Consider the following 10818-nt stretch of genomic DNA (forward strand, 5'->3'; position numbering starts at 1 on the left):
GAGCGCCGGCAAAGATGGAACTTCCACGGATCACCACCCGGGTCGCGGCGCGGTTCCCCGGCCCGGCCGCACGACCCTCAGGGCCCGGTACGACCGATCGGGTCGACGGTGATCGGCACGCCGGTCAGCCGTTCGCTCTCCGTCCACAGCCGCGCCGCCACCGCCACGTCCAGCGCCCGCGCACTCCGGCGGGCCCGCACCGGCGGACCGGAGTTCTCCATCCGGTGCGCCGGCCCCCAGTAGCTGCCGCTCTCCGCCCCCGGATCGGTCGCGGCCCGCAACGTCGGCAGCACCCCGTCGTCGAGCTTCATCGCCACGTACCGCCCGACGGCGTTGACCACGTCGACGAACCGGTCCCGGCCCTGGCTGTGACCGGTGTACGTCCACCCCGGATGGGCCGCGGTCACCCGCACCGGCGCACCCGCCGCGGTCAGCCGACGGTCCAGCTCCAGCGCGAACAGCAACACGGCGAGCTTGCTCTGCGCGTACGCGGCGAACCGCCCGTAGCGCCTCCGCTCCCAGTTCAGATCGTCGAAGTCGATCCGCCCGGTGCGGTACGCGTTACTGGCCACCGCGACCACCCGGGACCCCTCGGTCGCGAGCAGCACCGGGAGCAACCGACCGGTGAGCGCGAAATGCCCGAGGTGGTTCACCCCGAGCTGGGACTCGAAGCCCTGCCGGGTACGCCGCAGCGGCGGATACATCACACCCGCGTTGTTGACCAGCAGGTCCAGCCGGTCGTGCTCGGCCCGGTACGCGGCGGCGAACTCGGCGACCGAGTCGAGATCCGCCAGGTCCAGCCGGAGACACCGCACCTCGGCCGCCGGGAACTGCGCACGGATCCGCGTCACGGCCGCCTCGCCCTTAGCCTGGTCACGGCAGGCCAGCACCACCCGCGCACCCCGGCCCACCAGCAGCCGGGCGGTCTCCAGCCCGAGACCGGTGCTGGCGCCGGTGACGATCGCGGTACGACCCCGCTGGTCGGGAACATCGTCGTACGTCCAGCGCCTCATCCGTCACCCCTCCGGCCCGCCGCCGACGACCGGCATCGCAGGCCTGACAAGGCTTCCCGCGTACCGTCGTCCCGTCAAGCGCGGTCGGCGTCGGTGGGCTGTGGCAGGCTTCCGTCCGTGCCCGACCACCACGCCCTGCTGGCCCGGATCACCGCTCGGATCCGTGCGGACGACATCGCCGACGACCTGCCGGCGCCCCTGTCTCCGGACGCCATCGCCCGCGCCGAGCAGCGGCTCGGCTTCCGCCTGCACCCGCTGCTCGCACAGCTCTACGGCGAACTGGCCAACGGCGGCTTCGGCCCCGACTACCAACTGCTCGGCCTGGTCGACGGAGCCGACGGCGACCAGGCCGTCGACGTCTACCTCACCGCCCGCACCGACGACGCCGGTACGGAATGGGCCTGGCCCGAAGGCGTCCTGCCCATCCTCGACTGGGGCTGCGGCATGTACGCCTGCGTGGACTGTCGATCCGTCGACGGCACCGTGCTGCTCTTCGAACCCAACCCGGGCGACCCCGACGCCGCCTGGTACGTCGACTCCCCGAGCCTGCACGCCTGGCTCACCCACTACGTCGAGGACACCGGGTGGTGGAACGCGGCGGAGGCGGGCGAGGACCCCGGCGACATGTCCCTCTGGGACGAGGCCCGCGCCCGCGCCGCCGACTGAGCCGGGCCGGGGACGGTCCCGGCGCCGATTCCGCGTCCCCTGCCCGGATCGATCCTCGCGTCCCCTCAAGCGACCAGGTCCAGGCACTTCCTGCTCAGGCGGCCCAGCTCAGGCGCTTCCGGTTCAGGCAGCCTCGTCCAGGCGCTGACGCAGCTCGGTCGGCAGCTTCAGGTCGGCCGCGGCGAGACACTCGTCGAGTTGCGCCACCGAGCTGACCCCGACGATCGGCACGATCGCCGGCTCTCCGCCCATCAGCCAGCTCAACACCACCTGGTTCGGGGTGGCGTCCACCTCGGCCGCCACCTCCCCCAGCACCCGCAGCCGACGCTCGGTGCCCGGGTGCGCGTAGTGCTCCGGCAACGGCTTGTCCGCCCGGGTGTAGGTGCCCCACAACAGCGTGCTGTACGCGAACATGGTCAGGTCGCGGCTGCGTACCAGGTCCAGCAGCTCGTCACTGGCGTGCACGTGCCCGCCCTCCGGCAGCACGGTCGCCGGACGCGGCAGCAGATACGAGTAGCGCTGCTGGACGACCGTGTACGGGGTCCAGCCCCGCGCCGAGGCCAACGCCCGCGTCTCGGCCAGCCGCCACGCGGCGTGGTTGCTGGCGCCCAGCGCCCGTACCCTGCCCTCGGTCACCGCCTCGTGGAACGCGGCCAGGGTCTCCTCGTCGGAGGTCTCGCGGTCCTCCCGGTGGGCGTAGTAGACGTCGAGATGGTCGACGCCGAGCCGCTTCAGCGAGCCGACGAGCTGCTCCCGGATCACCGACGCGCCGAGTCCCTCGGCCCCTCCGCCGGCCGCCAACCCCGAGCCGACCTTCGACGCCAGCACCAGGTCGTCCCGGTTGCCCCGGCTGGCCAGCCAGCGCCCCAGCACCGCCTCGCTCTCGCCGCCGGACCCACCGGGCACCCAGAACGAGTAGCAGTTCGCGGTGTCGATGGTGGTGCCACCGGCCTCGACGAACCGGTCCAGGATCGCGAACGAGGTCGGCTCGTCGATCTCGGTCCCGAAGGGCATGGCACCGAGACACATGTGGCTGACCTGCATTCCCGAGCCACCGGACAGTTCACGTTGCCGCATCGTTCCTCCAGAGGTGGGCGGGATCCGTCGCCCAAGCATAGAAACCACACCGGAGTCTCATTCGCGGGCGAGGCCATAGGGTCGGTGCATGGCCGAGACATCGAGCGGGCCCGACCCCACCTACCTCGCCGGCCTCACGCGCGTACGCGCCGCTGCCGGCATCGTCCTGCGGGACGAGGCCGGTCGGGTGTTGGTGGTCTGCCCGACGTACCAGGACGCGCGGGAGATCCCCGGCGGGGCGGTGGAACCGGACGAGTCCCCGGCGGAGGCGTGCGCCCGCGAGGTCAGGGAAGAACTGGGTCTCTCGATCGCCACCGGGAAGCTGCTCTGCGTCGACTGGGTGCCGCCGAACCCGCCGTGGGACGGCGGCCTCATGTTCGTCTTCGACGGCGGGACACTCACCACAGACCAGATCGCGGCGATCCGCTTGTGCTCCGACGAGGTCAGCCGCATCGAGTTCGTCGAGCCGGAGCGAATCGGCGAGGTGCTCATCCCCCGGCTGGCCCGACGGGTCACCGCAGCGATCGCCGCCATCGGACACGGCGGCGTCTACCTGGAGGACGGCGTCGAGCTCCCGCCCCCAGCAACGCCGATCATGGACCCTTGGTCGTCACAAAACACTCCTAACCCGGCGTAACGGCAGCCCCAGCTCCATGATCGACGCTGACGTCCCCGGCCGGGTGGTGAGGCGGTCCATGGCAGCCGAGCATCCAGGCAGCACCACCGTGACGCGCCTCGGGTGGGCTGTCGGGGTGACGTCGTCCGCTGGTGCGGAGCGACGTGCCCGGGTGAATGCCCTGGCCTACCCGGGCCAGTTGGCCAGGTAATCGTCAAACGGGACATCGTCAGGCCGCTGCCCGCCGATCTCGACGTAACCGTCGATGTTCCGGTCGTACGGTGGGCCGACCAGGATCGGCATCTCGTGCGTGGCGTGGCGGGCCAGAAACCGCCAGGCCGCCCGGTTGAGTACCGGCTGCCGGGAGTTGGCCGGTGCCTCCGGACCACCACGGTGGAAGAACAGCACCCGACCGCCGATATCGCGTACCGCCTGCCCCAGGCAGAGCCGTTCCCGACAGCGGAAACAGACCAGGTAACCGGTCTTCGACACATCCCACCCGTCACTCGAGTAGTCGGCGAAAGAGTCCTCTGGCCAGCCAGCCAGATAGTCGCTGAACTCGATATCATCCGGCTCGTCACCGCCGATCATGGCCGGCGGCCCGGGCGGCTCCCACATCTCGTCGTACTCCAGCTGAGAGTCGTAGATCACCTGCAACTGGTGGCCGACATGCTCAGCGAAGATCCTCCACAACGCCCCCGACATCTCCCGCGACTGGCTGTGGTTGGGCGTACTCGGGTGCGCGTAGGCGAAGTAGATGATGTCGTCCCACGAGTGACGTACGGGCTTGCCGAGGACAAGCTGGACCCGTCGACACAGGCAGAACAAGCTGGCGTCTATCCCCACAGGTCGTCTCCCGTTCAGCCCGGCACGCCCATGCCGCGCGCGCCCGGCATCCACAAACCGAGCGGCCTTCCGTCCGGAGACCGAAATGCCACCCACATGTTCTGATAGGCCGCCAGCCGCGCATCGGAGCGGTTGCCCCAGAAGCCCTTCATCATGCCCTCCACGGCCGCCGCATCGACACCGGGCGCTACCTGGACCAGCAGCTCTCCTTCATATTTCATGGTCGGCGCTGCGGCACGGAGTCGGTTCGGAAACTGGTTGGGCTTGCCGGCGAACGTCTTGACCTGACGTCCCAGCATCAGCTTGCCCGACGCGTCATAGAACAACACGTCGTATCCCTGGACGTTGTCCCCCGCCACCTTCGGCGTCGTCCCGGACGGCCCGTAGAGGGCAAGCTCCGCGTTCTTTCGCGTCAGCGGCGGGCCGGCCTGTTTGGAGTGCTCGGCAACCAGAGAGTCGATCGCTGCCTGTAGGTCGGCACCGGAAAGGGCGAGCACTCCTCCGCAGCCGCCACACGCCGCATACGCACGCCGGGTATTGCGGGCAAGCACCTCGACGGGATTGACCGGCGCGGCCTCGGGCTCAACCGAGGCTGCCTCGCCGGGCGCTGGCGCTGCGGTCGCTGGCGATGAGCTCAGTCCGGCCGGTGGTGGTGGTGTGCCGCTATCGGTGCCGCAACCGGCCAGTACGACCGACAACACCACCGCAAGAAGCGCGCTCGTCCCCGTACGCGATGACATGTGATCCTCCCCCGATCGTCCAAGAGCCTAGTCAACATCCATCGATTAATGTGTCCGAAGGCGATGCAGCACGACCAACATGGACGAAGCCGACGACGGTTCTCCTCAACGCGGCAGCCACGCCCGGCTCTGACTCAGCACATCGGATCTCGAACACAGCCAAACGTCGGCTGGCGACCGTCGGTCGAGCCATGTCCTGCTGCGCTATCGGCACCCAGAGTGGTGCGGGTTGGCCCTCGGCGTCGACCTCGCAGTGACGGACATGCGCACAGCGATGGCCGTGGTCGAATGGCTGCCGAAGTGACAAGGCGATCAGCGTGTTTCTCGGCTTCGATCAGCCCTCGGCGCGGACGATGATGTTCAGGGCCTCGACGGTTAGACGGGCGAGATCAGGAATTTGATCCTCACCGAGGACGACGCCTTTCAGGTTGTCCAACGGTGTCCTCAGGTCATGCAATCGGCTACCCCGCAGATCCGCGCCGTCGAGGCGGCAGGATTCCAACTCCAGGTGCCCGAGATCGCAGGAACGCAGGGCGACGCCGGGCAGGCGGCAGGACGACCATCTGCCGTGGCCGAAGGTGCAGTCGGTGAAGGCCACCGAACCGGCGGCGCTGACGCGGTTCAGGGTGGCGTAGTCGAACCGGCAGTTGTCGAACAGGACGTCTTTGAGGCGGACGTCGACGAGCCGGGTGCCGGTGAACCGGGATCCCGTGAACGCGCACCGTTCGATGCTGATGCCGGTGAGGGTCGCGCCGGACAGGTCCGTCCGCACGACCTCGCACCCGTAAAGAGCCCCCGCCTCCCAGCTGACCTCACTGAGGTCCGCGCCGGTGATCCGGCAGCCTCGGACGCTCCGTTCCGCAAGCTGCTCACCACGCCAGGAGACCCCGTCGACAAGTCCGTCGCGGACGTCACCGTCGGACAGGTAGGTGACCTGCTCCAGGTCCTCCGGATCGAGGTCCGGCAGGAGAAGGGTCACGTCACCCACGGTCGTCGTCCGCATGTCTCCTCAACCTGTACGGGCGGGGTGGGCACGCCACCCCGCGTCGACCGACGCTGCCAGTTGCAGAAGCTGGCGGGCTGCAGGACCAGGGTATGAAATCTTCCGTCGATCGCAGGACTCCCAGGGCGGCGACCCGATTTCCGAGCACGCTCATGTCTCCTGCGGTGCCTGCGGTTCGGTCGTAGGCGGGCGGCGCCTCCGGTGTTGGGCGGGCCAGCCGAGGAATCGGTCGAAGACATCGGCGGTGTTACCGGTGTTGTGGGGGTGCACCTGGTGCAGATCGTCGATCGCGTCGTGCAGGCAGCTGGCCAGGTAGAGAAAGAGGCTGACCGGGCTGTCCCGGTACTCCGCCAGGAGGACGACCTTTGCCGCGCCGCACGGCCACGGATGGCCGCACCGCCGGCACAGCCACAGCGGCCGTATGGGCAGATGCGGCCGGGATGGTTCGGCGCGGACTGCCTCGACCGGCCGTCCTGGTGAAGCCATCGGCCGTAGCGGCGGTTGCTCCGATGGCGCGGGCGGTTCAGCGCCCACGGGGTGGTCTTCGTCGCTGTTCATCGCTGACCGCGCTCCAGTACCTGCCGCTCGAACACGATCCGCCAAACGTGCGTCAGCAGCGGCGGGTCGGCCGGTCCCGGCTGTATCGGTGGAGCCGATGGCGACCGCTCTCGCGGCAGATCGCCCATCATCGCGTTACGCGAGATGTACACACTCATCACCGGCCCCCACTCGGACCCGCTGCTTGTACGCGGTGGGCTTGCCGACATGCCGGCAAGCCCACCGCCGTCGGCCAACGGCGGGGAACAGACCGCCGGTCGCCCGCCCACGCAGCCCCGATGGCGGTACGCGAACGAGGAGTCACCCGTACGGTCGACGGAGTGCCCGGCGCGAGCACTTGCCGGTGCCTCGGGTCGCATTCCGACCTGCCGCCGTAAGGCACGCCCATCTGGCTCTCCCTGAGGTGAGTTTGCCGCTGACCTGCCGGAGCGCTGGGGGAAGCGGCGCGCCGACACGTCCAGCCTGGTACGGGGAGGCGGGTAGACGGAATGTCCGATCGGTGCACTAGCGGTGCACCTGCCGTCACCCCGCGTGCCGGTACGATCACCGGGCCGATGACTGTCCGTTGCGGAGGGACGTGCGATGGCTCCGGTGACGACCTGGACCGGCCGGGAGGCGAACGCGCTGCGCAACGCGCTGCGGATGAGCGTGACCGCCTTCGCCGAGCACTTGGGCGCGGCCCGACGAACAGTGGCCAAGTGGAGTAGCCAGGGGGACAACGTCCTCCCACGCGCCGACATGCAAGCTGCGCTGGACACCGTGCTGGCCCGAGCCACGCCCGACGCACGGGAACGCTTCGAGGCCCTGCTGGCGACGCGCACCAGCGGTGCAACCGTGAGCACCACGCTGCCGATCGCCGGCATGGATACGGATACTGGCGATGACGGACACGGTGACTCGGGCTCGGATGGTGACGTGCGACGAAGAGATCTGCTACGCGGGGCGACGATCAGCGTCGCCGCTGCGCCCGGCGTGGCGCCACTACTCGACGCGCTCGTCTCGCCACGCCATCCGAACGCGGTGACGCTCTCCGCTCAACAGTTCTCCCGCGCCGTGGCCGCAGCGAAGATCGACTACCAAGCCTGCCGGTACGAACGCGCCCTTGACCAGCTCGTAACGCTGCTGCCCGCACTCGAACCCGCCAGGGCCAGCGCGCAGGGCGAACAGAGAAGGCACATCGAAGTCCTGGCAGCGGACCTCTACCACGTCGTCGGCAGCGTCCTGCTCAAGGTCGGCGACCGAGGCATGGCCCTGGTCGCGGCCGAGCGCAGCACCCGAGCCGCTGCGACGAGTGAAGAGCCGGTCGCGCTCGCCGCGAGTGCCCGGATCATGACTCACGCCCTGATGAGCAACGGCCACGACAAGCAGGCAGTGACCCTCGCCGGCAACGCAGCCGGTGTGCTCGACCGGGACACGCGCCTCACGTCGACTGACGCGGTAGCCGTCTATGGCGCCCTCGTCCTCCGAGGTGCCGTCGCTGCCGCCCGCAGCGACGACCGTGACACCGCGCAAGCGATGCTCGATGAAGCGAACCGCGCCGCCGCCCGACTCGGCTACGACGGCAACGACCGGTGGACCGGGTTCGGTGCCGCCAACGTCCTGCTTCACCGGGTCAACGTCGCCCTGACCCTCGGTGATGCCGGCACGGCTATCAGCATCGCGCGCACGGTACCCCTGGACAAGGTGACGCTCGCCGAACGCAGAGCGTCGCTGTACGTCGATGTCGCCCGCGCCTACACCCAGTGGGGACGTCACGAGCACAGCCTGAGCGCGCTGCGCACCGCATACGAGGTGGCACCCGAGGAAGTTCGCTGCCGCCCGGCCGTTCAGCGCATCGCCACCGATCTGGCGCTCCTTGCCAAGGGCTCGGCCCGCACCGCCGTCGTCGACTTTGCACGAGGGGCCGGGATCCCGCTATGACCGGCGGCCACCTCCAGATCGTCGTCTGCGCTGCTGGCCCCGCCGCCGACGTGACCCAACTGATCAGCGCCGCGCAGAAGCACTCCTGGACGACCGCCGTCACCGCCACGCCCAACGGCATTGACTTCATCGACGTACCTGCAATCGAGAAGTTGGCCGACACTGAGGTGCGATCCAGCTACCGCGCCTCCCCCGGCGACCGCCGCCCGCTACCCACCGCCGATGCTCTGATCATCGCACCCGCGACGTACAACTCAATCAACAAGATCGCCCTCGGCCTTGCCGACAACTACGCCATGACCTCAGTCGCCGAACTGATCGGACGGCAGGTACCAACCGTCATCGTCCCGTTCGTCAACGCCGCTCTCGCCGCCCGCCTACCCTTCCGCCGCGCCGTGGCCAGCCTCCGCGACGAAGGGGTTCGCATCCTCCTCGGCCCCGAAGACGAATGGAAACCACACCCGCCCGGCAGTGGGAGAACCCAGCAACGGGCCTTCCCGTGGACGATTGCGTTCGAGACCGTGACCCGACTCGTCCTCACGGATTGTCCAACCACATCCACCGACGGCTGACCTGGACCGCGCCGACCTGGACCGCCTCTTGGTGATTCGCGCAATCGCCCAAGGCCCTCGATGTCTCTCTTGGGGACCTCATCGGCACACCGAGCTTGTTCGAGTGGTCCGACGACTCAGGGCGTGAAACCATTCCCGCGTTGCGCGCCGCGCTTCACGACTACCGGTACCTCGCGCCCGCTCTGGCCAGCCCCGCTGCTGTCGATGCGCCGGCCCTGCGTGAGATCGATTACGACGTGGCCGAGATCTGTACCGCTTACCAACATTCGCGATGCGGCAGTCTGCACCTCGTGTGCGCGCTGGCCGCCGCCCGTGACGACGACCGCGCCTCCGCAGACACCCACATCGCCGAAGCCGACGCCAACCACGTGTGGACCGCCTTCGGACCCACCAACGTATCGATCCACAAGACGACCGTGGCGATGGAACTCGGCGACGTGCAACGCGCCATCGCCATAGGTGCCCCACTCGATACCGGTGTACTGCCCGTCGAGCGGCAGGTCCGCCACGTCATCGAGACCGCGCGAGCACTGGCGCGCTGGAACCGCATCGACGATGCCCTCGGCGCGCTGTTGGACGCGGAGGTCATCGGCCCAGATCAGGTGCGCTACCACCGACTCTCCCGCGACCTTGTCCGAGACATCCTCATCCGCCCCCGGCCGCCTCGACTGGCCGTCGAACTCAGCGAACGGATGGGCGTCCGATCGGGTGGACCACGCTGGTAGCCGTCGTCAGACCAGCCGGCTCGTGTAGCCGGCCGCCACCAGTCGCTCAAAGGCGGACCGGACTTCGTCCGGCATCTCCTGTGGGATCGCGAACCCGCGCTCGGCGTACACCTCGATCCTCTGGGTGTCGCCGACCAGCATCTCCACCACTCGCCGCGGGTCGCCGATGCTGTGTACGTAGTCGTCGAGTGCCAACGGGTTCGACGCGCAGACCACGTCGACCTCCGGCCACATCAGCCCGCACGTGGCGTACGCCCGACGCTGCTGGTAAGGCCGCGACATGATCAGCACTGACTGCACCGGGATACGCCGTTCGGCCAGCAGTTGCCGGGTGTACTCCAGGTTCTGAGCGGTGTTCGTCGCCCGTGGCTCCACGAGAATCGAATCCGCCGGGACGCCCTGCTCCATCGCGTATTCGCGGTAGTGCACAGCCTCGCCGCGAGGGAACCGCTCCACCGTCGTCGGAGCGTTCGCCCCGGTGAACACGATCCAGGGAAACAGCCCCTGGTGGAACAGGCGCGTCGCGATCACCGCGACACCAAGGTCATGGCTGCCCAGCCCGATCCCCACGTCACACGGCCTCAGCTCGTGGCCCATGTCGTGGTAGCGCCACAGCGTCTCCACATCGACACGGATCTCGTCGGGGATCGACTCGGCAGGCGCCGCCGGGCGCTGATTCATCAACAGGTACCAGGCCGGACCGTCATCGCAGCCTCTCGTCGGCTCGGCCCAGTGCCGCCAGGCCTGCCCTCGCTACCTCCAGCGGCACGACAGCGGCGACCGGTTCGTCCTGCTCGCTGAGGTAGACGACCTGCCCCTCACGAACACTCCGCAGCAGCTCAGGCAGCAAAGCCGAGATCGGGAGGTCATCCGGCGTGGCGTAGGTCCGGTCCGCACTGGGTTCCCTCATGCCGCCAGCGTAGGGGTTGTGAGGCGACGGGGCGACGCCGACTCCACGCAAGGATGCTCTGGCCTAGCTGCTCTACGGGGTCTGCTGCACCGATAGGTGACATCTGAGTTGGCTTGCCCTGACGGTGAGCTGGAAGGATGTCGCTGTGCCCAAGCCCTACCCCCGAGAGTTC

The 10818-nt window shown here is 68.9% G+C and carries 13 protein-coding genes and 1 pseudogene; 5 read left to right on the forward strand and 9 right to left on the reverse strand.

The genetic code is table 11. The features are described 5' to 3' along the window. Positions 1 to 77 precede the first annotated feature (77 nt). Positions 78 to 1013 (reverse strand): oxidoreductase, encoded by a 936-nt coding sequence (locus ACIBO1_RS22030; RefSeq protein ID WP_396749394.1) that lies wholly within the window; start codon positions 1011 to 1013, stop codon positions 78 to 80. 117 nt (positions 1014 to 1130) lie between these two features. On the opposite strand from ACIBO1_RS22030, the gene ACIBO1_RS22035 reads away from it, so the two are divergent. Beyond that, positions 1131 to 1679 carry an SMI1/KNR4 family protein gene (locus ACIBO1_RS22035; protein ID WP_396749397.1) on the forward strand — a complete coding sequence of 183 codons (549 nt, stop codon included), beginning with the start codon at positions 1131 to 1133 and terminating at the stop codon, positions 1677 to 1679. Between the two features lie 123 nt (positions 1680 to 1802). On the opposite strand, the gene ACIBO1_RS22040 is transcribed toward ACIBO1_RS22035, so the two are convergent. Further along, a complete protein-coding gene (locus ACIBO1_RS22040) occupies positions 1803 to 2756 on the reverse strand; it encodes an aldo/keto reductase (RefSeq protein ID WP_396749399.1) in 954 nt (317 codons plus the stop codon). 88 nt (positions 2757 to 2844) lie between these two features. Here ACIBO1_RS22040 and ACIBO1_RS22045 point away from each other — a divergent pair, with 88 nt between their 5' ends. Continuing rightward, a complete protein-coding gene (locus tag ACIBO1_RS22045; RefSeq protein ID WP_396749402.1) occupies positions 2845 to 3393 on the forward strand; it encodes an NUDIX domain-containing protein in 549 nt (182 codons plus the stop codon). Positions 3394 to 3558: 165 nt separating this feature from the next. Here ACIBO1_RS22045 and ACIBO1_RS22050 read toward each other — a convergent pair whose 3' ends face one another. The 5 genes from ACIBO1_RS22050 to amcA form a co-directional block, all read right to left on the reverse strand. Further along, positions 3559 to 4218, reverse strand: coding sequence for a hypothetical protein (locus ACIBO1_RS22050; RefSeq protein WP_396749404.1), 660 nt, complete (start codon positions 4216 to 4218; stop codon positions 3559 to 3561). A 14-nt stretch (positions 4219 to 4232) separates the two neighbouring features. Next, on the reverse strand, positions 4233 to 4958 hold the full coding sequence (locus tag ACIBO1_RS22055) for a hypothetical protein (protein ID WP_396749406.1): 726 nt from the start codon (positions 4956 to 4958) through the stop codon (positions 4233 to 4235). Between the two features lie 334 nt (positions 4959 to 5292). Next, a complete protein-coding gene (locus ACIBO1_RS22060) occupies positions 5293 to 5961 on the reverse strand; it encodes a pentapeptide repeat-containing protein (protein WP_396749408.1) in 669 nt (222 codons plus the stop codon). A gap of 150 nt (positions 5962 to 6111) precedes the next feature. Further along, the gene (locus tag ACIBO1_RS22065) at positions 6112 to 6447 is read right to left on the reverse strand and encodes a hypothetical protein (protein WP_396749435.1); all 336 of its coding nucleotides are present in this window, start codon (positions 6445 to 6447) and stop codon (positions 6112 to 6114) included. Between the two features lie 68 nt (positions 6448 to 6515). Then, positions 6516 to 6878 (reverse strand): multiple cyclophane-containing RiPP AmcA, encoded by a 363-nt coding sequence (gene amcA, locus ACIBO1_RS22070; protein WP_396749411.1) that lies wholly within the window; start codon positions 6876 to 6878, stop codon positions 6516 to 6518. Between the two features lie 223 nt (positions 6879 to 7101). On the opposite strand from amcA, the gene ACIBO1_RS22075 reads away from it, so the two are divergent. From ACIBO1_RS22075 to ACIBO1_RS22085, 3 genes and pseudogenes are all read left to right on the forward strand, one after another. Further along, the gene (locus ACIBO1_RS22075; protein WP_396749413.1) at positions 7102 to 8439 is read left to right on the forward strand and encodes a hypothetical protein; all 1338 of its coding nucleotides are present in this window, start codon (positions 7102 to 7104) and stop codon (positions 8437 to 8439) included. Further along, entirely contained in the window at positions 8436 to 9011 is a 576-nt protein-coding gene (locus tag ACIBO1_RS22080; RefSeq protein WP_396749416.1) for a flavoprotein, read from the forward strand. The genes ACIBO1_RS22075 and ACIBO1_RS22080 overlap by 4 nt, the downstream gene beginning before the upstream one ends. Then, positions 8983 to 9736 (forward strand): annotated as a pseudogene (locus ACIBO1_RS22085) (hypothetical protein). The gene ACIBO1_RS22080 and the pseudogene ACIBO1_RS22085 overlap by 29 nt, the downstream one beginning before the upstream one ends. 6 nt (positions 9737 to 9742) lie before the next feature. Here ACIBO1_RS22085 and ACIBO1_RS22090 read toward each other — a convergent pair. After that, positions 9743 to 10423, reverse strand: coding sequence for a YdcF family protein (locus ACIBO1_RS22090; protein ID WP_396749438.1), 681 nt, complete (start codon positions 10421 to 10423; stop codon positions 9743 to 9745). A gap of 16 nt (positions 10424 to 10439) precedes the next feature. Further along, positions 10440 to 10646, reverse strand: coding sequence for a hypothetical protein (locus ACIBO1_RS22095; RefSeq protein ID WP_396749418.1), 207 nt, complete (start codon positions 10644 to 10646; stop codon positions 10440 to 10442). Between the last annotated feature and the right edge of the window lie 172 nt (positions 10647 to 10818).

Source organism: Micromonospora sp. NPDC049903, assembly GCF_044460945.1.
Taxonomy (GTDB): domain Bacteria; phylum Actinomycetota; class Actinomycetes; order Mycobacteriales; family Micromonosporaceae; genus Micromonospora.

Bases quoted from the DNA above. Each gene is read 5' to 3' on its own strand.
- ACIBO1_RS22075 (WP_396749413.1), top strand. From the start codon at position 7,102: ATGGCTCCGGTGACGACCTGGACCGGCCGGGAGGCGAACGCGCTGCGC.
- ACIBO1_RS22030 (WP_396749394.1), bottom strand. From the start codon at position 1,013: ATGAGGCGCTGGACGTACGACGATGTTCCCGACCAGCGGGGTCGTACC.
- ACIBO1_RS22080 (WP_396749416.1), top strand. From the start codon at position 8,436: ATGACCGGCGGCCACCTCCAGATCGTCGTCTGCGCTGCTGGCCCCGCC.
- ACIBO1_RS22045 (WP_396749402.1), top strand. From the start codon at position 2,845: ATGGCCGAGACATCGAGCGGGCCCGACCCCACCTACCTCGCCGGCCTC.
- ACIBO1_RS22095 (WP_396749418.1), bottom strand. From the start codon at position 10,646: ATGAGGGAACCCAGTGCGGACCGGACCTACGCCACGCCGGATGACCTC.
- ACIBO1_RS22040 (WP_396749399.1), bottom strand. From the start codon at position 2,756: ATGCGGCAACGTGAACTGTCCGGTGGCTCGGGAATGCAGGTCAGCCAC.
- ACIBO1_RS22055 (WP_396749406.1), bottom strand. From the start codon at position 4,958: ATGTCATCGCGTACGGGGACGAGCGCGCTTCTTGCGGTGGTGTTGTCG.
- ACIBO1_RS22065 (WP_396749435.1), bottom strand. From the start codon at position 6,447: ATGGCTTCACCAGGACGGCCGGTCGAGGCAGTCCGCGCCGAACCATCC.
- ACIBO1_RS22060 (WP_396749408.1), bottom strand. From the start codon at position 5,961: ATGCGGACGACGACCGTGGGTGACGTGACCCTTCTCCTGCCGGACCTC.
- amcA (WP_396749411.1), bottom strand. From the start codon at position 6,878: ATGCGACCCGAGGCACCGGCAAGTGCTCGCGCCGGGCACTCCGTCGAC.